Here is a 23,125-nt window from a genome sequence, read left to right as displayed (position 1 = left end):
GATACGATCCGCGCCATGGCCCGCACCACGATCCACCCCGGCGCCTGCCCGCTGGACTGCCCGGACACCTGCACCTGGCAGCTCACCGTCACCGACGGCAGGGCGGTGGCGCTGCGCGGCGACCGGGACCACCCGTTCACCCGGGGCGCGCTGTGCGGCAAGGTCAACCGCTACCTCGACGCGGTCAACGGCCCCGACCGGCTCACCCGGCCGCTGGTGCGGGTCGGGCCCAAGGGCGTCGGGTCGGTGTCGTACCGGCCGGCGAGCTGGGACGAGGCACTGGACCGGGTGGCGGCCGGGCTGCGCGCCACCATCGACGCCGACGGGCCGCAGGCGATCCTGCCGTACTACTTCGCCGGCACGATGGGCCTGGTGCAGGGCTGGACGATGGGGCCCCGGCTCTTCGCCCACCTGGGCGCGTCGCGGCTGCGCACCACGATCTGCACCGCCGCCGCCCGCGCCGCCCTCCAGTCGATCTACGGCGGGTCGGTCGGCTTCGAACCGGAGTCGATCGTGGACGCCCGGCTGATCGTGCTGTGGGGCGCGAACCTGCTCTCGACGAACCTGCACCACTGGCCGTTCGTACAGGAGGCGCAGCGGCGCGGCGCGTACGTGGTGACGATCGATCCGCTGCGCACCGACACCGCCGCGCGCAGCGACGAGCACGTCGCGCCGCTGCCCGGCACCGACGCCGCCCTCGCGCTGGGGCTGATGCGCCACATCCGCGACCTCGGTGGCGTCGACCGGGAGTGGCGGGACGCGCACACCACCGGCGGGGAACGGCTCGACGCCCGCCTCGACGAGTGGCCGGTGGAACGCGCCGCCGCCGAGTGCGGTCTCGACGTCGAGGTGCTGCGCCGGCTCGGCGCGCGGATCGCCGGCACCCGGCCCACCGCCATCCGGGTCGGGCTGGGCCTGCAACGGCACGCCGGCGCCGGCCAGGCCGTCCGGGCCATCGCGGCGATCCCGCTGCTGACCGGGGACTTCCGCTACCCGGGCGGCGGGGCGCTGGTCACCACCTCCGGGCACCACCGGATCGACCCCGACCGGGTGGCCCGCCCGGCCGACCTGCCCACCCCGCCGGCCCGCTCGATCAACATGAGCCGGCTCGCCGCCGCGCTGACCGGCGAGGCCGACCCGCCGGTCACCTCGCTGGTGGTGTTCGACGCCAACCCGGCCGCCACCGTCCCCGACCAGAACCGGCTGCGCGCCGGGTTGGGCCGGGCCGACCTGTTCACCGTGGTGCTGGAACAGCGCTGGACGGACACCTGCGACTGGGCCGACGTGGTGCTGCCGGCCACCATGCAGCCCGAACACCTCGACCTGCACACCTCCTACGGGCACCACTACGCGACGCTGAACCTGCCGGCGAGCACCCCGCCGGGGGAGGCGCTGCCGAACACGGAGATCTTCCGCCGCATCGCCGCGGCCCTCGGCCTGACCCATCCCCGGCTGCGCGACACCGACGAGGACCTGGCCCGGCAGTTGCTCGACGGCGCCGGGGTCAGCTTCGAGGAGCTGCGCGAGCACACCTACGCGCGGGCCACCGGCGTCGACGTCGGCGCCGCCCCCTACGCCAAGGGCGGCTTTCCCACCCGCGACGGGCGGGCCCGGTTGTACGACCCGCAGCTCACCGGGCAGGGCGTCGACCCGCTGATCGGCTACACCCCGCCGGTGGAGGCCGCCGACCCGCAGCTGGCGCGGCGGTTCCCGCTGGCGCTGATCTCACCGGCCGGCCGGTTCCTGATGAACTCCACCTTCGCCTCGCTGCCCTGGCACCTGGACCGCACCGGCCCGCCCCGCATCCACCTGCACCCCGTCGACGCGGCCGCCCGGGGCCTGGCCGACGGCGACGCGGCGCGGGTGCACAACGACCGGGGCGGGTTCCTGGCCACCGTCGCGGTGGACGAGGCCACCCGGCCGGGGCTGGCGTTCACCTACAAGGCGTACTGGGCGCGGCTGAGCCCCGGCGGCAGCACCGTCAACGCGGTCACCGCCGTACGCGACACCGACCTGGGTGGCGGGCCGACGTTCCATGACACCAGGGTGCAGGTCGAGGGCGTGCCGGCCGAGGCGCCCGGTCAGCCCGCCTGAGGCGGCGCGCCGAGCCGGGCCAGCGCGGCAGCCAGGTCACTGACCTGGTCGGCGAGCTGCGCCGCCCGCCGCTGGGCGGCGTCCCGGTCGGCCTCGGCGGCGCGCAGCCGTACCTCGATCTCGGTCAGCCGGGCCTGCGCGGCGTCGCCGCCGCGGCGGGCCTCGGCCAGCTCGGTCGTCAGCGCGTCGCGCTGCGCGGCGGCCCCGGCGGCCTCCTCACGGGCGCGGGCCGACACCGCGGCGGCCTCCTCGCGGGCGGCGTCGGCCGCCGCCCGCGCGGCGTCCCGGTCGCCGGCCGCGGCGGCGGCCTCCGCGTGCGCCCGCCGGGCCTGCTCGGCGTGCCGGTCGGCCTCGGTACGCGCCCGCGCGGCCTCGGCCGCGGCCCGCTCGGCCTGCCGCACCGCCTCCGCGGCGGCGGTGGTGGCCCGCTGGGCGTCGGCGCGGGCGGCGTCGCGCTCGACGGTCAGGTCGGCGGCGCGCTGCCGGTCGGTGTCCCGCTCGGCGCGCAGGCCGCGCAGCTCGTGGCGGGCGGCGTCGCGGTCCCGTTCGGCCTGGGCGCGCAGCGCCTCGGCGGCGCTGGCCTCGCGGCGGGCGACGTCCCGGTCCGCCTCGGCGCGCTCGGCGCGGTCCCGCGCGGCGGCGGCCCGCGCGTCGGCCTGCTCGGCGCGGGCCAGGGCGGCGTCACGGTCCGCGGCGGCGGCCCGCGCCTCCTGCCGGGCGCGGGTGGCCTCGGCGGCGGCGGTCTCGGCGTCGGTGCGGGCCTCGTCGCGCTCGGTGTGCGCCCGGGCGATGTCGGCGGCGGTCTCGGCGCGCAGCTGGGCGAGCTGGCGTTCCACCCCGGCGGGGGAGAGCTCGGCGTGCAGCGCCTCGGTCAGCGTCTCGACGATCTGGTCGAGCCGCTCCACCGCCTCCCAGGTGCGGGCCACCTGCCCCGGCAGGCCGGGGGCGTTGCGGTGCCGCATCCGCACGTTGCGTGAGGCCCGCTGGCAGGCGCCGTCGTTGTCCCGGCAGTAGCGGAACGGCCGGCCGGCGCCGACGCGCTGTGGCACGTCCCGTCCACAGTGGGCGCAGGGGCGGGTGTCGGTGGGGGCGGGCTGGGCGTCCATCGAGGCGGAAGTCTAGTGCCGGCGCCGGGACGGTCAGTCCCCGGCGCGGGCGGTGCGGTCCAGGGTGTAGCGGCGTTGCAGCAGCAGCGCCGCGAGCATCGCGGCGGCGGGCAGCAGCCCGAAGCCCCAGCGGATCGCGTCCAGCGCCGCGTCGGGCTGGGTGACGCGCTGCCCGGCGGCGGAGGCGACGAACCCGCCGGCGGCCAGGCAGAGCGCGTACGCCCAGGGGCCCAGCGCCGCGCCGGTGGCCTCGGTGGCCGTCCACACCCCGGTGTAGGTGCCGGCGGCGCCGGTGCCGGCGCGGATCACGTCGGGCACCATCGAGAACGGCAGCAGCTGCATGCCGGCGAAGGCCACCCCGAGCACCGCCACCGCGGCCACCAGGACCGGCAGCCCCGCCGGCCGGCCCACCGCCAGCACCAGCGAGCCGGCGGCGAACGCGCCCTGGGCGCCCAGCAGCGCCCGCTGCTTGCCGACCCGGCGGGCCACCGCCAGCCAGCCGGGGGTGACCAGCAGCGCCGGGGCGACGAACGCGGCCACCAGCACCGTGGTCAGGCCCGGGCGGCCCAGCTCGTACTCGGCGTAGTAGGGCACCCCGGCCAGCACCAGGTGGGTGGTGGTGGACATGGCCAGGTAGGCGGCGACCAGCCAGCGGAACTGCCGGTCGCGCAGGGCGGCGGCGAGCGCCCGCCAGCCGCCGGCGTGCGGGGCGGCGCCCGCGGCGGCGGCCCGGCGCAGCCGGGCGATGCCGGCGACGCCGACCAGCATGGCGGCCAGCATCCCGACGGCGAGCAGCACGCCCATCCGCTGGTAGCCGCCCCGGGTGGCGGCGTCCCCGCCGGTCAGCAGCGGGGCCAGCAGACCGGAGACGAGGATGCCGAGGGTCAGCACCACCATCCGGAAGGCCATCAGCCGGGTCCGCTCGTGGTAGCCGATCCGCAGGTCGGCGGGGGTGGCCAGGTAGGGGACCTGGTAGGCGGCGAAGAGCAGGTTGCCGGCGACGAAGAACACCGCCACCCAGGCGGCGGCGGGCGCGCCGGTCAGCCCGCCGGGCACCGCGAAGAGCGCCGCGAAGGCCACCGGCAGGGCGCAGCCGAGCAGCAACAGCCGCCGCCGGTCACCGCGGCGGGCCTGTTCGACGTCGCAGCGGTGCCCGACCCACGGGTGCAGCAGCACGTCGGCGACCTTGGGCAGCAGCAGCGCCAACCCGGCCAGCCAGGGGGCGACGGCCAGCACGTCGGTGAGGAAGTAGAGCAGCAGCAGGCCGGGCACGGTGACCCAGATGCCCATGCCGAGCGAGCCGGCGGCGAAGCCGAGCAGCGGACCGCGGGGCAGGGCCGCCGCGTCCGCGCTGGTCGGCTGCTGGTCGAGCCCGGTCATGCCGCGTCTCCTCCCGGCCAATCCAACGGATGCTGGATTGTAGGGGCACAATGGCCGGCATGACCATGCCCCGACGCCGCCCGGGCCGTCCCCGCCGTGAGGAGACCCGGCAGACCCGTGAGGTGGTGCTCGCCGCGGCGACCGAGCTGTTCGCCCGGCGCGGCTTCGACGCCGTCGGGTTGCGGGAGGTCGCCGCCGCCGCCGGCGTCGACGTGGCCACGGTCTCCCACCACACGGGTACGAAGGCGCAGCTCTACGACGCCTGCTTCGGGCGGGTGTTCGCCGCCGAGCGGGGGGCCCTGGAGGAGGCGACGGCACGGGCCCGGACGGCTCTCGAGGCGGGGCCGGGTGAGGCGCTGCGGGCGCTGCACGAACTGGTCGACGTGTTCGTGGACTTCCTGGAGGACCGGCCGGAGACCACCGCGCTGTGGCTGCGCCGCTGGTTGGAGCCGCAGCGCCACGCCGAGCTGGACGAGCGGTACGCGGCGCCGCTGTACCGGCTGGTCGCCGAGCTGCTCACCGCCGCCGCGGCGACCGGCGCGCTGGCCGAGCCCACCCCGCACGTCACCGTGCGCAGCCTGGTCTGGGCGGTGCACGGGCACGTGGTGGCCCTGGCCGCCGGCGGCGGATCGCAGGCCCGCGAGCGCCGCGAGTTCCGCGCCTTCGTGCACCGCTTCCTCGACGGCCTGTACGGCTCTTGACGCGCGGCCCCACCCGCGCCCATTATCCGACAGTCGTTGGATTTGGCGCGGGAGGGGAGGCGGGGATGGGCGCACCACCGTCCGTGGCGGTGATCGGGGCGGGCGCGGCCGGGCTGGCCACCCTCAAGGCCCTCGCCGACGCCGGCGTGCCCGCAGTCTGCTTCGAGGCCGGCGACCGGGTCGGCGGGCTGTGGGTCTACGGGTCGCCCGGCTCGCCGGCGTACCGGACGCTGCACCTGAACACCAGCAGGCGGCGGACCGAGTTCGCCGACCACCCGATGCCGGCGCACTGGCCCGACTACCCCGACCACACCCGGGTCGCCGGCTGGCTCGCCGACTACGCCGACCGGTTCGGCCTGCACGAGTCGGTACGGCTGCGGCACACCGTCGACCGGGTCGTCCCGCAGGCCGGCGACCGGTGGACCGTGCACGCCGACGGATCCGACGGGCCGGTCAGCGTCAGCGTCGCCGCCGTGGTCGTCGCCAACGGGCACAACCGGGTGCCGAAGTCACCGGTCCCGCCGCCCCCGGGCACCTGCACCGCCCGGCAGCTGCACAGCCACGGCTACCGTGGGCCCGAACAGCTCGCCGGCCGGCGGGTGCTGGTCGTCGGCGGCGGCAACTCCGCGATGGACATCGCCGTCGACGCCTCGTACGCCGGCGCGCGCACCCTGCTGTCGCTGCGCCGCGGCGTGTGGGTGGTGCCCAAGCACCTGCTGGGCCGCCCGTCGGACACCCTCAACGGGGCGCTGGCCCGCCGGCTGCCGTGGCGGCTGCGCCAACGGATCAGCCAGACCATGCTCACCGCCACCGTCGGACCCCCGACCCGCTACGGCCTGCCCGCCCCCGCCCACGGCTTCCTCCAGGACCACCCCACCCTCTCCGACGGGCTGCTGTCCCGCCTCACCCACGGTGAGATCGAGGTGCGGCCCGGCATCGCCGGCTTCGACGGTGACCGGGTCACCTTCACCGACGGCCGCGCCGACGAGGTCGACCTGGTGATCTGGTGCACCGGCTACCGGGTGGACCTGCCGTTCCTGGACCCGGCGCTGCTCGGCGACCGGCCGGACGCCCTGCCGCTGTACCGGCACGTCTTCCACCCCGACGTGCCCGGCCTGGCCTTCGTCGGGCTGATGCAGTCCACCGGGGCGGCGTTCCCGCTCGTCGAGGCGCAGGCCCGGCTGGTCGCCGCCCAGCTCGCCGGCACGTACGCGCTGCCCGACCCGGCCCGGCAGCACGCCGACATCCGGGCGGAGCTGCGCGCGGCGATTGACCGCTGGGGCGACCGCCGCCCGGCGATGCGCGTCGACTTCGACGCCTACCTCGCCCAGCTCGCCCGGGAACTCGACGAGGGCGTCCGCCGGGCTGCCGCCACCACCCGGGTGCCGGCGTGAGCGGGCTGGTCGGCCGCCGGGCGGTGGTCACCGGCGCGCACGGCACCTTCGGCCGGCAGCTCTGCGCCGCGCTGCACGCCGCCGGGGCGCGGGTCGTCGGCGTCGACCGCTATCCGGGCGTCGCCGCCGGCGTGCCCGTGCTCGGCTGCGACCTGACCGACCCGGGCGCCGTCCCGCCCGCCGTACGCGCCGCCGTCGACCGCCTCGGCGGGCTGGACCTGCTGGTCAACAACGCCGGCGTCGGTGGTCCCGCCCCGGCGGAGCTGCCTCCCGACGAGATCGTCCGCCAGCAGTTGGAGGTGAACCTGCTCGCCGCCTGGCGGACCACCGCCGCCGCGCTGCCCGACCTGGTCGCCGCCCGCGGCCGGGTGATCTTCGTGGCCAGCCGGATGGCGGTGCTGCCGCTGCCTCTCGCCGCCGCGTACGGGGTGAGCAAGCGAGCGCTGGTCGCCTACGCCGACGCGCTGCGCCACGAGGTCGGCACCCACGTCGGGGTCAGCGTCGTCTACCCGAGCATGGTCGCCTCACCGATCCACGACAGCACCGCCGAGGCCGGTCTGTCGCTTGGCGGGGTGTCCCGGATGGAACCCGTCGAGGGAGTGGTGGCGGCGATCCTGCGGGCGGCCACCGCCCGCCGGGCGCCCCGGGACGTGGCCACCACCGCCCGGGGCCGGCTGGAGATGGCCCTCGCCCGGCACGCGCCCGCGCTGGCCGACCGGATGGTGCGCCGTACCGTCGCGGGCCGGATCGCCGCCGGTGACCTCGACGGGGCGCCGCTGGCCGCCGGGATGGTCCGCCGGCACCGCGACGCCACCGGCTAGCGTGTGCCGGTGCCCGTCCCCGCGTACGTGACCCGGCTGCGCGCCCACATCGGCCACGGCCTGCTCCTGCTGCCCGGGGTCAGCGGCGTGGTGCGCGACGACGCCGGGCGGGTGCTGCTGGCCCGGCGGGGCGACAACAGCCGCTGGTTGGTGCCGGCCGGGATCGTGGACCCGGGTGAGCAGCCGGCCGACGCCGTGGTGCGGGAGGTCTTCGAGGAGACCGGCGTGCGGGTCCGGGTCGAGCGGGTCGGTGGCGTCGCCACCCACCCGGTGGTCTACCCCAACGGCGACGTCTGCGAGTACCTCAACGTGTGGTTCCGCTGCGCGCCGGTGGGTGGCGAGCCGCGCGCCGACGGCGACGAGTCGACCGAGGTGGGCTGGTTCGCCCCGGACGACCTGCCGGAGCTGGACGAGTGGGCGCGGCTGCGCATCGACACCACGCTGCGCGAGGACGCCCCGACCTGGCATGCACGGCCCGGCGAGCGGCACCCGGCGCTGCGCCGACCCGACGCTCTCTGCGGCCCGGTGCCAACCGTTCGGCCGGGACGGGTCAGCCGGTGGCGACGGCGGCCCGGGAACGGTCCGCGGCGATGCGCACCGCGAGGCCGGCCAGCACGGTGCCCATCACGTACCGCTGCGCCCGCGCCCAACCCGGCCGGCGGACCAGGAACGCCGACACCGAACCGGCGGTCAGCACGATCAGCGCGTTGACCGTCAGCGCGATCACGATCTGGGTCAGCCCGAGCAGCAGGCTCTGCACCGCCACGTGGCCGCGCGCCGGATCGACGAACTGCGGCAGCAGCGACACGTACAGGATGGCGATCTTCGGGTTGAGCAGGTTGGTGACCAGGCCCATGGTGAACAGTCGGCGTGGCCGGTCCGGCGGCAGCGGCGTCGGGGTGAACGCCGATTGCCCGCCCGGGCGAAGCGTCCGCCAGGCCAGCCACAGCAGGTACGCCGCGCCGGCCAGCTTCACCGCCGTGTACAGCGGCGGCACCAGCACGAAGACCGTGGCGATGCCGGCCACCGCGGCGGCCAGGTAGACCAGGAAACCGACCGCCACCCCGAGCAAGGAGACCAACCCGGCGCGGCGGCCCTGGGTCACCGACCGGGACACCAGGTAGACCATGTTCGGCCCGGGCGTCAGCACCAGGCCGAGCGCCACCAGACCCATTCCCACCAGCGCGCCCACCGTCACCATCGCCGCACCGCCCCTCCCCGTGCCGGCCCCGACCCTACGCCGGGAACCACTGCGCCGTACGCACCGCAGCTTTGCGCCGGCCCGTTCAGCGGTGACACTGCTGTGATGTCCGTCGTCCTGCGGGTGCCCGCCACCGCGTCCACCGCCGCCGAGCTCGTCCTGCGCCCGTGGCGCGACGACGACGTCGAGGCGCTGCGGGAGATCTACCGCGATCCGGAACTGCGGGCGCGCACCCGGCGCCCGGTGCGCACCGTCGCCGACGCCCGCCGCTGGGTGGCCCGGCACCGGCAGGGCTGGGCGGCCGGCCGCCGCTTCTGCTTCGCCGTCTGCGAGACGGACCCGGTCGACGGCGGGCAGCGGCTCGTCGCCTGCGTGGTCCTCAAGGACGTCACGCCGGGACGGCCGGACGCCGAGGTGGGCTACTGGACGGCCGCGGCGGCCCGGGGCCGCGGGGTGGCACCGCGCGCGGTGGACGCGGTGAGCCGCTGGGCGTTCACCCGCTTCGCCGCGACCGGACTGACCCGGCTGGAGCTGCTGCACGAGGTCGACAACCCGGCGTCCTGCCGGGTGGCGGAGAAGAGCGGGTACGCGTTCGTGGAGGTGTTGCCCGCCCGGCCGCCGTACCCGGGCGACGGGCACCGCCACGTGCGCCTTCGGGACTGACCTCACCCGCCCAGCAGGAACAGCACTCCCGCGACGACCAGGCCGACCTCGACCAGCAGCACGAAGACCCGGTCGTCGAGCCGGGCCACGACCCGCCGCCCGACGGCCGCGCCGAGCAGGGTGGCCGGGGTCAACGCCGCACCGAGCAGCAGCACCTGCCGGTCCAGCAGGCCGCCGGCGGCGTACCCGGCGGTCTTGGCCAGGTGCAGGGTCAGCGCGCCGGCCGCCTCGGTGCCGACGTACCCGGCGCGGGTCAGCCCGTACGCCAGGAAGAACGGCGCGGTCAGCGGCCCGACGGAGCCCAGCAGCGCCGAGCCCAGGCCGGACGCGGCGCCGACCACGGTGAACGTCCGCTGCCGGGGGCGCCCCGGCCGGGGCCCGCGCCGCCGCCAGGCCACCGCCGCCAGCAGGAACACCCCCAGCAGCCGCTTGAGTGCGGCAAGCGGGGCGTGCGCCAGCAGCAACGCCCCGGCCAGGGCGAACGGCACCGCACCGGCGGCGAACCGGCCCACCAGCGGCGGGCACAGCTCCCGGCGGTTGAGCCATACCCGGGCGCCGTTGCTGGACAGCTGCGCCAGGGTGAGCACCGGCACCGCGACCCGCAGCCCGAACAGGGCGGTGAAGACCGGCAGCAGCAGCACGCCGCCGCCGAAACCGGTCACCGCCGACAGCAGCGCCAGGGCGAAGGCGGCCGCCGAGGCGACCAGCAGGGTCTCGACCGGGCTCACGCCGGCGGCGTGGGGGGCGGGCCGAGCAGCCGCAGCAGCAGCCGCGGCTCCCCGGGCCAGGCGGCGAGCAGCACCTCACGCGGCACCTGCCGGCCCGCGTAGCGCAGTGCGAGGGCGACCACCACGATGTCGTCCAGCGGGCCGATCACCGGCAGGAACTCCGGGATCAGGTCGATCGGGCTGGCCAGCCAGAGGCCCGCCAGCACGATGGCGATCTTCGCCTTGCGGGGGACCCGGGGGTCGGCGCGCAGCCGTCGTACCGTGGTCAGGCAGTCGGGAATGAACGCGGCCAGGTCGCGCAGGATGCCCGGCGGCAGCCGCCGGGCCAGCAGCACCAGCAGCGCCCAGCTGGCCAGCAGGCAGGCCACCGCCACGCCGAGCCCGATCAGCCACTCCCGCACGCTGCCTCCTCCGACCCGCGTCGACCCTGCCGGGAATCTACGCCCCGGCCGCCGCCACCGCCCGCCGGCGGGAATGCCCGGCCGCGCCGGGACGCTGAACCTCGGCGGTACGGCGGATACCTTGGTCCGGGGAGGTGGGCGACGTGAGCAACGCGTGGGAAGCGGCGGTCGAGGCGCAGATCCGCACCGCCGTGGAGCGCGGCGACTTCGACAACCTGCCCGGCATGGGCAAGCCGATCCCGGGCCGCGGCGCCCCCTACGACGAGTCATGGTGGATCAAGAGTTTCCTGGAGCGGGAGGCGCTGCCCAGCGATCTGCTGCTGCCGACGCCGCTGCAGCTGCGCCGGCGGGTCGAACAGGTCCCCGACGAGGTTCGTGACCTGCCCACCGAGGAGTCCGTCCGGGCGTACGTGGCGGTGCTGAACTCCGAGATCGTCGCCTGGCTGCGTACCCCGACCGGCCCGCGCGTCGTGGTCCGGCCGGTCAACGTCGACGAGACGGTACGACGCTGGCGGGCCGACCGGGAACAGCGGTCGGCGGCTGTCGTGGCCGCTGCCACCGAGCCGGCGACCACTGCCGGCCGGCGGGCCCGCCGCCGCTGGCGTTTTCCGTGGCAGCGCTCGCGCTGACCTGATCGTCGTCGCGGGCGCCCACCACCCCCGAGCCGGTGGCCGCTCGCGACGACGATCAGGCCCCCGCCGTGGACTGCGGGCGGGCGGCAGCAGCAGTGCGGGCAGCGCTGCGAGCTGGATGAAGCCCACCCACCAGAACGTCGCGGCGCCGCCGCCGCCCGGACGACCGGGTCGAGGCTCGCCCCCGCGCCCCCGGCGAGCTGCCGCTGAACGACCACCGCGACCACCGCGAGCACCGCGCCGCCGAGCTGACGGTCGCCATCGTGCCGACGTTGCCAGAACCTTCGCAGCGCACCGCAGAGAGGCGTGGCGGTTTATTGGATAACCAGTAACGACAATCCAGTAATTTGCTCGGGCATAACGGGCAAAGAGGCGATGCATCATAATGTCTGTTCTGTTGTTTTCCTACTTTGAGGTAGGGATTAGCTTCGTGGAGGTAGCGCAGGGCCGCGGTGAGGGTCTCGGGCGAGTCCCTGAAGTGGCCCAGGGCCGAGTTGCATCCTGTGCACAGGAGCCCTCGTACGCGCTTGGATGAGCGGCAGTGGTCGACGACCAGCCGCACGGCAGCGGCGGTCGCCTTGCGTCTGGCCCGGGTGACGCCGTCCCCGACGAGAGGCGGCGCATCGTCACGTCCTACATATCCGGCTCCCAGGCTATGAGCAGCTCGAAGAGACGTCGGTCGCCGTCGAGCTTCAGGGAGTCCACCGGAATACGCCCGTAAAAGGCCAGGACCAGCTCACTGGCCGTGCCTCGGAGGGAGGCGTCGGCCGCGTCCGGGTCCTCGCCGGCAGCGGGGCTGTCTCGTGAACGGTGTTTCCGGCGATCTTGGTTAGTAGGCTTCAGCGGCGGGGAAGCGGTCGCTGAAGGTGATGGCGAAGGCGTTCAGCGCGGGTTTCCAGCGCATCGTCCATCGGGTTCTGCCTGCTCTGGTGGGGGCCAGGGATCGGGTCACCAGGTACAGACACTTCAACGCGGCCTGCTCGTTGGGGAAGTGGCCGCGGGCTTTGACCGCCCGCCGGTAGCGGGCGTTGAGCGACTCGATCGCGTTGGTGGAGCAGATGACGGTGCGGATTTCCAGGTCGTAGTCGAGGAACGGGATGAACTCGGCCCAGGCGTTGTCCCACAGCCGGATCACCGCCGGATACCGCCCGCCCCACTTGTCGGCGAGGTCGTCGAAGGCTGCCGGGGCCGCAGCCGCGTTGACGGCGGTGTAGATCGGCTTGATGTCGCGCTTGAGTTCGTCCCAGTACCGGCGTGAGGTGAGCCGGAACGTGTTGCGGATCAGGTGGATGATGCAGGTCTGCACGACGGTCTGGGGCCAGACGTTCGTGACGACCTCTGGCAGGCCTTTGAGGCCGTCGCAGACGAGGAAGAACACGTCCTTGACGCCGCGGTTGCGCAGGTCGGTCAGCACGCTCATCCAGAACTTCGCGCCCTCGCCACCGGCGCCGGCCCACAGGCCGAGGATGTCCTTGTCTCCGTCGAGGGTGACGCCGATCGCGGCGTAGAACGGCCGGTTGGCGACCTGCCCGTCTCGCACCTTGACCACGATGGCGTCGATGAACACCGCCGCGTAGATCTCGTCCAGGGGCCGGTGCGACCAGTCGGTCGCTGTCCGGTTGCCGAAGCACAGTGATAGAAAGCCGGGGTGCACAAAATTCTGACGTTCTCTGATCATCTGCGGCTGATCAACGAACGGTCGACCGCCTTCCGCGCCGCGGTCGCCGCGGCACCCAGCCTCGACCTGCAGGTGCCGACCCATCCCGAGCGGACGCTGTTCGACCTCGTGCAACACGTCGGCATGGGCCGCCGCAAATCAGCCGCCATCGTCGCCGCAGGGCCCGCAGACGCTCCCCCAGACAAGTCGGCCTGGGAGGACGGCATGGGTGCGCCTCGGGAACGCGAGGCCCTCCTGGCCTGGTGGACCGAGTCCATCGAACAACTAACGAGCACGCTGCGCGAAGCCGGCCCGGACCGCGGTTGCTGGACGTGGTGGGATGACTCGCCGTCACCACAAACCTCCGGTGCATGGGCGCGGCGCCAGGTTCCCGAGATCGCAGTGCACACCTACGACGCCCAGCTCACCGTGGGTGCCCCGCAGCCGCTACCAGACGAGGTCGCCCTCGACGGATTCGACGACTGCCAGTTCACCCTCTGCGCAACGACGGTCGCCTGGCCACACGAACCCGCCGTCGTCGAATACCACGCCACCGAGGGCCGCTCCTGGCGCCTCCGGCTGTCCAGCGACGGCGCACGGGCCGCCCGCCTCGGCGCGCCCGCCGCCGGCGAGGACCCGGACCCGGTCGACGCAGCCGCCCGCGGCACGGCCAGTGACCTGGTCCTGATGTTCTACGGCCGCATACCGCTGGATTCCCTGAAGCTGGAAGGCGACCGCCGCATCTTCGACCAGCTCATCGCTTGGGACCCGTCCGTGTGACAATCGACGACACTCCACCTCCTGCGCCCCGAGGCCAAGGCCGCAGCAAAGTCACAGGCATCCGGCCCGGGTGGCTACGCTCGTGAACAACGCGGACGTACTCATCCTGCACGGATCGCCGGCTCAGGAAAGTCCACCCTGTCGGGCGCCATAGCAGAACTGCTGCGTGAGTCCGGTTTGGCGAACGCGGTGATCGACCTCGATGGCCTCAACATGGTCTACCCGCACCCCGACCGGTCTTTCGCGTGCAACAATCTCAGGGCTATCTGGCCCAATTATGCGGCTATTGCGGGCCTGCGGCTCGTCATTCCCAGTGTTATCGCGGACGAGGACGAACGGGTGCAGCTTCGCGCTGCCGTGCCGGGCTCACGGTTCGTCATCTGCGAGCTGACCGCACCTGAGACGGTTGAAGGAACGGGTCACTGCCCGGGAACCGAACGAGTACTGGCGCAGCCGGCTGCGCAACTTCGTCGATCTCTATCAGCAGCGGAGCGATCTTGCGAGGATCCGAGACTTTCAGGTGTCGACCCACGCAAGGCCTGTTACGGAGGCAGCTCGCGAAGTCATCGAAAAGGTCGGGTGGCAGCTTCGGCCTGAAGCCGAGCGCCTACATATCTAACGCACAGTCACTGATCTGATCTCCTGCGGCAGGCCGGGGTGGGGCCAAATCGGGCCGTCACACCACCGCACGCCTCACCACGACGGGGCCACCGCAGACCGTCCGCGCGGGGCCACCGCAGGCCGTCAGAATCACGGAGGTCTTTGATGCGCGGGATTCGCACGCAGGCATGTCCGTACGGGCGAAGGCCGGCACATTCAAGTGAGCCGCCGCACGCTGGGCCGGCCCGCCGACCGCGACGGCCGGCGGGCCGGATGGTACGGGCCGCCCCACGGCGCAGGTCATCGCGCCGTGGGGTGGCACCTCCTGCCCGCTCGGGTGACAGCGGTGGGGCGGCGACGACAAGGAAGGTGAAGTCCTCGCGGGCCTTGGCGTCGATGGGCAGGGGCAGGCGGATGCGCCCGGAGTCGACCATGCCTCGCACGGCGGGACGGCTCAGGCCGAACCCGGCGGTGAGCAGCTTCTCGACCCGGATGGGTGCCGGGAGCTCGAACCTGATGATGACCTCGAGTGGCGCGGCATCCTCGCGCTGGAGGTCGTAGAACGGTATGTCGGTGTCCAGCTGCCAGGTGCCGGTCCAGTCGAGCTGGTAGGCGGCCTTGTGGGCGAGCGTCGCGTCCATGGTCAGCTGTCGCACTATGGCCGGATCGTTGTTCTCGAACCTCAGTAGCCGCTCGTGGTCCAGCGCCCGCACGTTGATGCGCTCGTGGACGGGGATTTTCGACGTGCGGCCGCACAGGTCGCAGCAGATCAGCAGCCACACGTCGAGCAGCTTGTGGTTCGCGTTGACCCGGATCTTGCCGGTGGGACGGTGCCGCGTGGACCTGCATGACACGCAGGTTTTGACGATGGTGGGCAGTCCGAGCTCGCTGACCACCCACAGCGCTTTGCGGTCGATGCCGGGTCCGCGACCGTGGGCCGGCACGCGGATATGGCGGGAACTATTCATGGCTTCGGCGATTCCAAGGTCTAGGCAGGAGGCGCCCGGCAGCGCGATGGCGCGCCGGGGGGTGCCTCCCGGATCCAGTGGCGGGCAGCCGGAGTCTCGGCGGGGAGCACGCCGGCTGGCGCGACGTCGCAGATCACGTCGCGTGAAAGAAGCCCGCACCGGTCACCCGGTGCGGGCTTCGAGGGGCACGGCGGACCGAGACGGGGAGGTGACTCGAACCCGCCTTCATCGCGCACGTGCGCCACTGGTCACTGATCCATGCGCGTCAGCATGGTCAACCCGTGGGCCGCCGGGCAACGGATTTTCCGCGTGGCCCCGCCGCCGGGGGTGGGGAAATCCGCTGTCGGTTGTCGGAGGGGGGGTGGTACAAAGCCGCGGTGGAAAAGACTCTGGAGTTCGCTGACCTGTTGCGGCTGATGGACGAACGATCGACCGCTTTCCGGGCGGCGGTCGCCGCGGCACCCAGCCTCGACGTGCGGGTGCCGACCTGCCCCGAGTGGACGTTGTTCGACCTGGTGCAGCACCTGGGCGAGGGGCGCCGCAAGTGGGCCGCCATCGTGGCCGCGGGGCCCGCCGACGCTCCTCCGGCGATGTCCGCCCCGGTGGCGCCCCGGGAGCGCGAGGCCCTGCTGGCCTGGTTCGCCGCGTCGACGGGGGAGCTGCTGGACGCGCTGCGGGAGGCCGGCCCGGATCGTGGTTGCTGGACCTGGTGGGGTGATTCGCAGTCGCCGCAGACGACTGGTGCCGTCGCCCGGCACCAGCTCCAGCAGGTCGCCGTGCACACCTACGACGCCCAGGTCGCCGTGGGCGCCCCGCAGCCGCTGCCGGACGAGGTGGCCCTCGACGGTGTCGACGAGTTCCTGACCACCTGCGTCGCGACGACGGCCGCGTGGCCGCACAAGCCCGCGGTCATCGACTACCACGCCACCGAGGGCCGTTCCTGGCGGCTCTGGTTCTCCGCCGACGGCGCCCGGACCGCCCGCCTCCCCACGCCGGTCGCCGGCGAGGGCCCGGAGGTGGCCTATGTCTCCGCCCGGGGCACGGCCAATGAGCTGGTCATGTTCTGCTACGGCCGCATTCCGATGGACTCGCTGCGGCTCGACGGCGACCGGCGCGTCTTCGAGCAGCTGATCGCCTGGGAGCCGGAGGAATAGGACGCGACGACGGACCCACCGCCCTGCGCCGACCTCGGCCTCAGCGCACGGCGGTGGGTCCGCGGCCCGTCACTCGTAGCGGTATTTCAGCGAGTCCGCCTCCACCTGTTCGATGTCGGCGATCGTCAGCGCCGGCATCCGCAGCTGGGCCAGCGTCACCTCGGCCGAGGTCGGCTGGGCGTCCGCCGGCAGCCACTGCTCCGGCTTCCAGGCCCCGCCGCGCAGCAGCGCCTTGGGGCAGTGCGGGTAGACCTCCTCGATGCCCAGCACCAGCGCACTGGCCGGTGGCTTGCCCACGGCGGTCAGCTACGACAGCAACGTATATGTGAGATCCCCAGAGCAAGATCGTTCTCAGCGCTAACCGCTGTACCGCTCTTCCTCAACCCCGAACAGGAACTCCTCGACACCGTCGAGTGCCACCTCGTCCGGCAGCGGCTGCGGGGCGCCCAGAGTGACCTGAGCGTCGTAGGTGTGCACCGCGATCTCCTGGAGCTGGTGTCGGGCGACGGCACCGCAGGTCTGCGGCGACTGCGACGTACCCCACCACGTCCAGCAACCGTGATCCGGGCCGGCCTCCCGCAGTGCGTCCAGTAGCTGCTGCGTCGACGCGGCCGACCAGGCCAGCAGGGCCTCGCGCTCCCGAGGCGCAGCCGGGCCCTCCGATGCGGACTTGGCCGACGCGGTTGGCCCTGCGGCGATGGTGGCGGCCCAGGAGCGGCGCCCCTCGCCCAGGTGCTGCACCAGATCGAACAGCGTCCACTCGGGGCAGGTCGGCACCTGCACGTCGAGGCTGGGCGCGGAGGTGACCGCGGCGCGGAAGGCGGTCGACCGTTCGTCGATCAGCCGCAGCAGCTCGGGGAACTCCAGAGTCTTTTCCACTCCGGCTGTCTATCACCGTGCTCCGACAGCCGGACAGCGAGTTTCACAGCCGACGCAAGCGCGCGGCACGGGCCGCGCGCCCTCGGATGACGCGGTGTCCTCATTGAGCGGGCATGTCAGACCGAACCAGACAGGACATGTTCCAGGTACGCCACGAGCCGGGCCAATGCTTGCTTCCCTGCGGTGGCAGACTGCACCGATGATCGACGAGGTCGGTGACGAGGACGCCCTGGACCGCAGCGATTTCGTTCCGGCCGAGGGCGGTGAGTGGCGGGGGCTGTTGTTCGAGAACCCGACGCTGGGACTGGCACCGCAGCTGACCTGGAGCTTTCACTTCCCCTTCCAGCCGGTGTCGCGCGATCACGGGAGCAGTCCACTCACCCTGGACCTCGAGTGGCTGCCGATCCAGGCGGACGGGTGGCGCAGCATGGCAGGCCGGAGGGCCAGCAGCTCACGATTCGCCGAGCCGGGCGAGGCCAGCGTCTACTACTTCGCGCACCACCGCTATGACGCGATCCACGTGCAGATACTGGAGCAGCGCGACCTGGCCATCCGGGTCCGGGCGAACGTGTCCGGTGACCTGGACAGCCTGGGAGTCGAATCGGTCGCCGCAGACGCCTGGCTGCACTTTGCCGGCATCACCGTGTCGCTGAGCGACACGGTGACCGCCGACGCGGCCCTCGCTCGGCTCAGTGAATTCAGCGACATCACCGGGCTGGCGCATGCCGCCGCTCCCAACGGGATCCACTTCCGGTTTGCTCCCTCCGGCCCGGTGGGATAGGTGCGGCGGTGCGCAACGCGGAGTTCACCGATCCCCGCCTCGTCGCGGTCTACGACGTCGAGTGCCCGTGGGGCCCCGACGACGACTTCTTCCGCACCGAGGTCGGCGCCGAGCCGGCCGCCCGGGTGCTGGACTTCGGCTGCGGTACCGGCCGGCTGGCGCTCGCCCTGGCCGCCGCCGGGCACACCGTCACCGGCGTCGACCCGGCCCGCGCCTCACTGGACGCGGCCCGCGCCAAGCCCGGCGCGGACCGGGTCACCTGGCTCGAGGGTGGCGCGGAGGTGCTGCCCGGTGGGGCGTACGACGCGGCGTTGATGACCAGCCACGTGGCGCAGTTCGTGGTGGACGACGACGAGTGGCGGCAGGTCCTCGCCGCGCTGCGTCGGGCGCTGCGTACGGGTGGTCGGCTGCTCTTCGACTCCCGGGATCCGGCAGACCGGCGCTGGGAGCGGTGGAACCCGGTCGACTCGCGGCGGTCCGTCCACCTGCCGGACGGTTCCGTCGTGGTCACCTGGACCGAGGTGACCGACGCCCGGGACGGCGTCGTGCGATTCACCCGGCACTTCGGCTTCGCCGACGGCGAGCTGCGCGGCGACGCGGTGCTGCGGTTCCGTACCGAGGGGGAGTTGCGGGACTCGCTCGCCCAGGCGGGATTCAGGGTGCAGCGCATTCACGGTGGCTGGCAGGGAGAACCGGTGGGTGCGGGGGACGACGGCGAGTTCGTGGTGGTGGCGACGGCGGTCTGACGCTCCGCTCAGCCGGCGTGGCGTACCTCCTGGTCCCAGATCTGGTCCCACGGGCGCCGCAGGCCCTGACAGAGCCAGATCGGGCCGCCGTTCTCGTCGTTCTCCACGTCGACACGCTGGTCGACCCGACCGGCGAGGGTGACCTGCCGGAACCAGCCGCGCAGCTGGTCGGGGCGGTCCCAGCCGACCGCGATCACCACGTCGGCGTCGGCGGGCGGCCGGCCGAATTCGGCCATGCTGTTGTGCCCGGAGTAGGCGCGGGGCAGGTCGCGTGCGGGGCCGTAGCGGGCGACGGCGCCGGCCTCGCCGTAGTTGCCGGTCAGGATCACCGCGCGCTGCCGCTGCTCGGGCGGCAGCCCACGGTGCACGGCGGCGAGCGAGTCGGCGAACGCCGGCCAGCCGATGGTCTCCCCGGCGTCGTAGTTGACCTCGACGACGAAGCCGGGCAGCCGGTCGGCGGGCAGCGTGGGCAGCAGCAGCACCGCGCTCCCGGTGACCGCGACGACAGCGGCGGCGGCCAGCAGGACCCGACGCGGCACGGTACGCGCCCAGTCGGCGGTGACGACCGCGCCGGCGGCGGTGAGCACCAGCAGCAGGGGCGCGTCGTAGTAGCCCTTGCCGCCGGCCACCAGCACGATGCCGAACACCACCAGCCAGGCCCAACCCAACGCCCGGTAGGCCCGCCACCGAGGGTGGCGCAGCAGGGCGAACAGTCCGGCGACCCAGATCGGCACCGCCATCGGGCTGATGATGAGCAGTTGCAGCACGACGGCGTCGAGGCGGCCGCTGTAGGAGCTGTCCCCGTCGGCGATCGACGAGGCGACCGCGAGCTGCGGGAAGTCGTGCGCGGCCTGCCAGGCGAGGTTCGGCGCGGCGAGCAACGCGGCCAGCGCCACGCCGGCGAGCACCCACCGGTCGCGCAGCAGCCGGCGCGGCCCGGCGATCGCCACCCCGGCGAGCAGGCCCACGCCCAGCAGCGCGGGCAGCAGCTTGTTGAGCATCCCGGCGCCGAGTACCGCGCCGAGGCCGAGCGCCCAGCGCGGGTCGCCGCGCAGCACCCGGACCGCGCAGTACGCCGCGGCCAGCCAGACCAGCAGGTCCACGGTGGTGGTGCTGAGCAGGTGCCCGGCGGCGAGGACGACCCCGGCCACCGCGGCGGTGCCCGCGGCGAGGAGCTGCCCGCCGCGTCCGGCGCCGAACTGGCGGGCCAGCGCCGCCACCAGCAGCACCGCGGCCCCGGCGATCAGCGCCGACGGGGTGCGCAGCACGACGAGGTTGCCCGGGGCGAGGGTGTCCATCGCCCGGGCCAGGGCCGGGACGAGCGGCCCCTGGTCGACGTAGCCCCAGTCCAGGTGCCGGCCGCAGAGCAGGAAGTACAGCTCGTCGCGGTGGTAGCCGTACCGGTGGGCGAGCGCCAGCAGCACGACGGTGACCGCGCCGGCGGCCAGCCACGGCCCGTTCGTGCGGGGTCCGGGTGGCGGCGGCCCGGCGGGAGCTGCCGAGTCCGGGCGGTCGGTGACGGGAACGGCCACGCTCCCATGGTGACCGCTCGGGTGCGTACCCCGATGTCCCGTTCCGGTCACGGTTCGGCACCGTCGAATCCATTTGGCGTCGCGGCGGGGCTGCGGTTAGCTTTGCCCCGATGCTGATCAGAGAGTTCACCGACGCCGACTGGCCGCAGGTGTGGTCGATCGTGCGGGAGGTCGTCGCCGCCGCCGACACCTTCGTCTACGACCCGAAGCTGACCGAGGAGTCGGCACGCGCCATGTGGGTGGAGGCGCCGCCGGGGGTGACCGTGGTCGCCCTGGACGGTGATCGGGTCCTCGGCACGGCGAAGATCGGCCCGAACAAGCCCGGGCCCGGCGCGCACGTCGCCACGGCCAGTTTCATGGTCTCCGCCGACGCGCGGGGCCGGGGCGTCGGCCGGGCGATGGTCGAGTACGCCCTGGACTGGGCCCGCCGGCAGGGGTACGCGGCGATGCAGTTCAACGCGGTTGCCGAGTCCAACACGTGGGCGGTGGAGCTGTACCGGCGGCTCGGGTTCACGGTGATCGGCACCGTGCCGGAGGCGTTCGCGCTGCCCGACGGCAAGCGGGTCGGCCTGCACATCATGCACCGCTTCCTCTGAGCCCTGCGGGGGACGCCGAGCGCCCCGCCGGGGACCACCCGCGCGGGCGCGGCGGTGCCAGGATGGGCCGATGAGCGATGAGCCGATCGACCTGGCGGTGGCCTTGGCCGGTTTCGACCAGCTGTGGAGCCCGCGGATCGTCACCCGGGTCAACGAGTACGACGTACGGATCGCGAAGGTGGCCGGGGAGCACGTCTGGCACGTCCACGACCACACCGACGAGTTCTTCCTGGTCCTCGACGGCGAGCTGCACATCGCGCTGCGCGACAGCGACGGCGACGGCGAGCGGACGGTGGTGCTGCCGCGCGGCGCGGTGTACGTGGTGCCACGCGGGACCCCGCACCGGCCGTCCTCGGCGGACGGGGCGTCCATCCTGATGTTCGAGCCCTCCGGCACGCCCAGTGTCGGGGACCGGCACGACGAGATCCCCGAGCACGTGGACGCCACCACCGGCCACGTGCTCTGACCGGTCAGCCCACCGCCGCCCCGGCCCGCTCCGGCGCCGGGGCGGCGGGCCAGGCCAGCCGCCGTACGCCCGGCACGGCGGCGGTGCCGGCGCAGGCGAGCGCGACCAGCAGCGCCGCCCCGGCCAGTGGCGCGGACGCGCCCCAGGCTCCGGCGGCGAGCGGGGCGACCGCGTAGCCGATCGGCATCGCGCCCAGCGACATCAGCCAGTCGTACGAGGTGACCCGGGCGAGCACCTCGGGCGCGAACTGCCCCTGCACCACGGTCTCCCAGACCGGGTTGAGGAAGCCCAGCGCGGTCAGCGCGAGGCAGTACGCGGCGATCACCGCCGGGGCGGGCGCCGCGGCGGCCAGCAACGCCAGCGGGACCGCGTACGTGGCCAGGGCGAGGTTGCCGACCAGGACGGGCCGGCGGGGCCGGAACCGGGCGGCCGCCAGGGATCCGGCCAGCATGCCGACGGCCCCGCCCTGGAGCATGAGCACCCACACGCCCTCGCCGCCGAGGCGGTCGACGGCGACCGCGGGGCCGAGGGTCATCAGCACGGCCGCGGCGCCGTTCCACACGCCGTGCCCGACCAGGCTGGTCCAGTACCAGTCGCGGGCGCGCACCTCCCGCCAGCCGCGCACCAGGTCGGTGCCGAGGGAGCGGCGCGGCACCGGCACGTGCCGGACCCGGATGGCGGCCAGCAGCAGGGCGCTGACGGCGAAGGAGATCCCGTCGAGGATGAACGCCCAGCCGGGGCCGGCGGCCCAGATCAGCAGCCCGGCCAGGGCGGGGCCGGCGAGCCGGCTGGCGTTGGCGGTCACCCCCAGCAGGGCGTTGGCGCGTTGCCGCCCGTCGGCCTCGACGGTGCCGGCGACCAGCGGGGCGGCGGTGGGGATGGCGAAGGCGGAGGCGGCGCCGCCGACCGCGGCGGCCACCGCGACGTGGGTCAGCGAGGGGGTGTCGGCGAGCAGTTGCACCCCGACCACCAGTTGCGCGGCGCAGCGCACCAGGTCGGTGGTCACGGCGACCCGTTGGGCGTGGAACCGGTCGGCCACCACGCCCCCCAGGGGCAGCAGGAGCAGCCGGGGGACCATGGCGCAGGCCAGCACCAGGGCCAGCGAGCCGGTGGAGCCGGTGGCGCGGAGCACCGCCAGGGCGAGGGCGACCGGTACGACCGCGTCGCCCAGGCCGGAGACGGTGCGGCCGAGGAACAGCAGCCGGAAGGAGCGTACGCGGAGTGGATGTGTCACCCCGCCAAGCTATTTCGACACCGAACATTTCGTCAACGAATATTTAGCTGTCGACGTACAGTGGCGACATGACCGCACGCGACCGCACCGATCGGCACATCGAGCGCTGGCTGCCCGTGCTGCCGGAACTCGACCCCGACGTCGAGGGGGCGGTCACCCGGATGTCCGGCTTCACCCGGCACCTGCGCACGGTCAAGGACCGCTCCCTGGCCGAGCTCGGCCTGCCCGCCCACGAGTACGACACCCTGCACGCCCTCGCCGGGCGGCGCGGCCGGGCGACCCCCGGCGAGCTGGCCGACGACATGGCGATGGCGCCCGCCTCGGTGACCGCCCGGGTCGACGCCCTGCAGCGACGCGGCTTCGTGCGGCGCATCCCCTCGACGGTGGACCGGCGCCGGGTCGACGTGGAGCTGACCGAGGCCGGGCGCGCGGCCTGGCACGCGGCGATAGAGGTGATCGGCCAGGAGGAGCACCGGCTGCTCGGCGTGCTCACCCCGGACGAGCGCCGACTCCTGGCCGACCTGCTGCGGCGGGTCTCGCTGCACGCGGAACGCACCACGGCCTGAGCCGGCCGGGAAAACGCCTGGCGTCGCCGGTGAGCCGGCTGGCAG

25 protein-coding genes and 2 pseudogenes are annotated in these 23,125 nt (G+C 74.1%); 14 read left to right on the top strand and 13 right to left on the bottom strand.

Going from position 1 to position 23,125, the window contains the following annotated elements; genetic code table 11:
• The first annotated feature begins 15 nt into the window (after positions 1-15).
• Complete coding sequence (locus tag GA0074696_RS18195; protein ID WP_088962206.1) at positions 16-2,094, top strand: molybdopterin-containing oxidoreductase family protein; 2,079 nt, start codon at positions 16-18, stop codon at positions 2,092-2,094.
• Here GA0074696_RS18195 and GA0074696_RS18190 read toward each other — a convergent pair.
• Together GA0074696_RS18190 and GA0074696_RS18185 are read right to left on the bottom strand one after the other, a co-directional pair.
• Positions 2,082-3,200, bottom strand: a complete 1,119-nt coding sequence (locus GA0074696_RS18190) for a hypothetical protein (RefSeq protein ID WP_088962205.1) — start codon at positions 3,198-3,200, stop codon at positions 2,082-2,084. The genes GA0074696_RS18195 and GA0074696_RS18190 overlap by 13 nt on opposite strands.
• A 33-nt stretch (positions 3,201-3,233) precedes the next feature.
• A complete protein-coding gene (locus GA0074696_RS18185; protein WP_088962204.1) occupies positions 3,234-4,580 on the bottom strand; it encodes an MFS transporter in 1,347 nt (448 codons plus the stop codon).
• 59 nt (positions 4,581-4,639) lie between these two features.
• On the opposite strand from GA0074696_RS18185, the gene GA0074696_RS18180 reads away from it, so the two are divergent.
• The 4 genes and pseudogenes from GA0074696_RS18180 to GA0074696_RS32295 all read left to right on the top strand — a co-directional run.
• Positions 4,640-5,281 carry a TetR/AcrR family transcriptional regulator gene (locus tag GA0074696_RS18180; protein WP_269458680.1) on the top strand — a complete coding sequence of 214 codons (642 nt, stop codon included), beginning with the start codon at positions 4,640-4,642 and terminating at the stop codon, positions 5,279-5,281.
• Between the two features lie 65 nt (positions 5,282-5,346).
• Positions 5,347-6,675: a flavin-containing monooxygenase gene (locus GA0074696_RS18175; protein WP_088962203.1), complete on the top strand. Its 1,329-nt coding sequence runs from the start codon at positions 5,347-5,349 to the stop codon at positions 6,673-6,675.
• Positions 6,672-7,496, top strand: coding sequence for an SDR family NAD(P)-dependent oxidoreductase (locus GA0074696_RS18170; protein WP_088962202.1), 825 nt, complete (start codon positions 6,672-6,674; stop codon positions 7,494-7,496). The genes GA0074696_RS18175 and GA0074696_RS18170 overlap by 4 nt, the downstream gene beginning before the upstream one ends.
• A gap of 3 nt (positions 7,497-7,499) precedes the next feature.
• A pseudogene (locus GA0074696_RS32295) lies at positions 7,500-7,898 on the top strand (NUDIX hydrolase); the annotation flags it as partial.
• 148 nt (positions 7,899-8,046) lie between these two features.
• Here GA0074696_RS32295 and GA0074696_RS18160 read toward each other — a convergent pair.
• Complete coding sequence (locus tag GA0074696_RS18160; protein ID WP_088962201.1) at positions 8,047-8,697, bottom strand: LysE family translocator; 651 nt, start codon at positions 8,695-8,697, stop codon at positions 8,047-8,049.
• Positions 8,698-8,802: 105 nt separating this feature from the next.
• Here GA0074696_RS18160 and GA0074696_RS18155 point away from each other — a divergent pair, with 105 nt between their 5' ends.
• Positions 8,803-9,360: a GNAT family N-acetyltransferase gene (locus GA0074696_RS18155; RefSeq protein ID WP_088962200.1), complete on the top strand. Its 558-nt coding sequence runs from the start codon at positions 8,803-8,805 to the stop codon at positions 9,358-9,360.
• Between the two features lie 2 nt (positions 9,361-9,362).
• Here GA0074696_RS18155 and GA0074696_RS18150 read toward each other — a convergent pair whose 3' ends face one another.
• Positions 9,363-10,088, bottom strand: a complete 726-nt coding sequence (locus GA0074696_RS18150) for a sulfite exporter TauE/SafE family protein (RefSeq protein WP_088962199.1) — start codon at positions 10,086-10,088, stop codon at positions 9,363-9,365.
• A complete protein-coding gene (locus tag GA0074696_RS18145) occupies positions 10,085-10,489 on the bottom strand; it encodes a YkvA family protein (RefSeq protein WP_088962198.1) in 405 nt (134 codons plus the stop codon). Before GA0074696_RS18145 ends, GA0074696_RS18150 begins: the two co-directional genes overlap by 4 nt.
• 143 nt (positions 10,490-10,632) lie before the next feature.
• On the opposite strand from GA0074696_RS18145, the gene GA0074696_RS18140 reads away from it, so the two are divergent.
• Positions 10,633-11,118, top strand: a complete 486-nt coding sequence (locus tag GA0074696_RS18140; RefSeq protein ID WP_088964656.1) for a DnaJ family domain-containing protein — start codon at positions 10,633-10,635, stop codon at positions 11,116-11,118.
• A 58-nt stretch (positions 11,119-11,176) separates the two neighbouring features.
• On the opposite strand, the gene GA0074696_RS32620 is transcribed toward GA0074696_RS18140, so the two are convergent.
• The 3 genes and pseudogenes from GA0074696_RS32620 to GA0074696_RS18125 all read right to left on the bottom strand — a co-directional run.
• Positions 11,177-11,773 carry an endonuclease domain-containing protein gene (locus GA0074696_RS32620; protein WP_088962197.1) on the bottom strand — a complete coding sequence of 199 codons (597 nt, stop codon included), beginning with the start codon at positions 11,771-11,773 and terminating at the stop codon, positions 11,177-11,179.
• Entirely contained in the window at positions 11,755-11,964 is a 210-nt protein-coding gene (locus GA0074696_RS31420; RefSeq protein ID WP_088964655.1) for a hypothetical protein, read from the bottom strand. The genes GA0074696_RS32620 and GA0074696_RS31420 overlap by 19 nt, the downstream gene beginning before the upstream one ends.
• Positions 11,951-12,724 (bottom strand): annotated as a pseudogene (locus tag GA0074696_RS18125) (IS256 family transposase); the annotation flags it as partial. The pseudogene GA0074696_RS18125 and the gene GA0074696_RS31420, both read right to left, overlap by 14 nt.
• A 45-nt stretch (positions 12,725-12,769) precedes the next feature.
• Here GA0074696_RS18125 and GA0074696_RS18120 point away from each other — a divergent pair.
• Entirely contained in the window at positions 12,770-13,558 is a 789-nt protein-coding gene (locus tag GA0074696_RS18120) for a maleylpyruvate isomerase family mycothiol-dependent enzyme (protein ID WP_088962196.1), read from the top strand.
• A 626-nt stretch (positions 13,559-14,184) separates the two neighbouring features.
• On the opposite strand, the gene GA0074696_RS18115 is transcribed toward GA0074696_RS18120, so the two are convergent.
• Positions 14,185-15,126 (bottom strand): DUF1062 domain-containing protein, encoded by a 942-nt coding sequence (locus GA0074696_RS18115; protein WP_231925060.1) that lies wholly within the window; start codon positions 15,124-15,126, stop codon positions 14,185-14,187.
• A 377-nt stretch (positions 15,127-15,503) separates the two neighbouring features.
• On the opposite strand from GA0074696_RS18115, the gene GA0074696_RS18110 reads away from it, so the two are divergent.
• Entirely contained in the window at positions 15,504-16,280 is a 777-nt protein-coding gene (locus tag GA0074696_RS18110) for a maleylpyruvate isomerase family mycothiol-dependent enzyme (RefSeq protein ID WP_088962195.1), read from the top strand.
• Positions 16,281-16,349: 69 nt separating this feature from the next.
• Here the strand turns inward: GA0074696_RS18110 and GA0074696_RS18105 are convergent, their stop codons facing one another.
• Together GA0074696_RS18105 and GA0074696_RS18100 are read right to left on the bottom strand one after the other, a co-directional pair.
• Positions 16,350-16,577, bottom strand: coding sequence for a PNPOx family protein (locus tag GA0074696_RS18105; protein WP_231925059.1), 228 nt, complete (start codon positions 16,575-16,577; stop codon positions 16,350-16,352).
• Positions 16,578-16,637: 60 nt separating this feature from the next.
• Positions 16,638-17,159, bottom strand: coding sequence for a maleylpyruvate isomerase N-terminal domain-containing protein (locus tag GA0074696_RS18100; RefSeq protein WP_231925058.1), 522 nt, complete (start codon positions 17,157-17,159; stop codon positions 16,638-16,640).
• 199 nt (positions 17,160-17,358) lie between these two features.
• Here GA0074696_RS18100 and GA0074696_RS18095 point away from each other — a divergent pair, with 199 nt between their 5' ends.
• The gene (locus tag GA0074696_RS18095) at positions 17,359-17,940 is read left to right on the top strand and encodes a hypothetical protein (protein WP_157746002.1); all 582 of its coding nucleotides are present in this window, start codon (positions 17,359-17,361) and stop codon (positions 17,938-17,940) included.
• A gap of 8 nt (positions 17,941-17,948) precedes the next feature.
• Complete coding sequence (locus GA0074696_RS18090) at positions 17,949-18,686, top strand: class I SAM-dependent methyltransferase (protein ID WP_088962193.1); 738 nt, start codon at positions 17,949-17,951, stop codon at positions 18,684-18,686.
• 8 nt (positions 18,687-18,694) lie between these two features.
• Here the strand turns inward: GA0074696_RS18090 and GA0074696_RS18085 are convergent, their stop codons facing one another.
• The gene (locus GA0074696_RS18085; protein WP_088962192.1) at positions 18,695-20,218 is read right to left on the bottom strand and encodes a glycosyltransferase family 39 protein; all 1,524 of its coding nucleotides are present in this window, start codon (positions 20,216-20,218) and stop codon (positions 18,695-18,697) included.
• A gap of 110 nt (positions 20,219-20,328) precedes the next feature.
• Here GA0074696_RS18085 and GA0074696_RS18080 point away from each other — a divergent pair, with 110 nt between their 5' ends.
• Together GA0074696_RS18080 and GA0074696_RS18075 are read left to right on the top strand one after the other, a co-directional pair.
• Complete coding sequence (locus GA0074696_RS18080; protein WP_088962191.1) at positions 20,329-20,814, top strand: GNAT family N-acetyltransferase; 486 nt, start codon at positions 20,329-20,331, stop codon at positions 20,812-20,814.
• Positions 20,815-20,884: 70 nt separating this feature from the next.
• Complete coding sequence (locus GA0074696_RS18075; RefSeq protein WP_088962190.1) at positions 20,885-21,280, top strand: cupin domain-containing protein; 396 nt, start codon at positions 20,885-20,887, stop codon at positions 21,278-21,280.
• Positions 21,281-21,284: 4 nt separating this feature from the next.
• Here GA0074696_RS18075 and GA0074696_RS18070 read toward each other — a convergent pair whose 3' ends face one another.
• A complete protein-coding gene (locus GA0074696_RS18070; protein ID WP_088962189.1) occupies positions 21,285-22,514 on the bottom strand; it encodes an MFS transporter in 1,230 nt (409 codons plus the stop codon).
• A gap of 68 nt (positions 22,515-22,582) precedes the next feature.
• Here GA0074696_RS18070 and GA0074696_RS18065 point away from each other — a divergent pair, with 68 nt between their 5' ends.
• Complete coding sequence (locus GA0074696_RS18065) at positions 22,583-23,080, top strand: MarR family winged helix-turn-helix transcriptional regulator (RefSeq protein ID WP_088962188.1); 498 nt, start codon at positions 22,583-22,585, stop codon at positions 23,078-23,080.
• The last annotated feature ends 45 nt before the right edge of the window (positions 23,081-23,125 follow it).

This window comes from Micromonospora purpureochromogenes (assembly GCF_900091515.1).
In the GTDB taxonomy this organism is placed as follows: Bacteria; Actinomycetota; Actinomycetes; order Mycobacteriales; family Micromonosporaceae; genus Micromonospora; species Micromonospora purpureochromogenes.
This window is presented reverse-complemented; position numbering and strand designations above follow the sequence as displayed.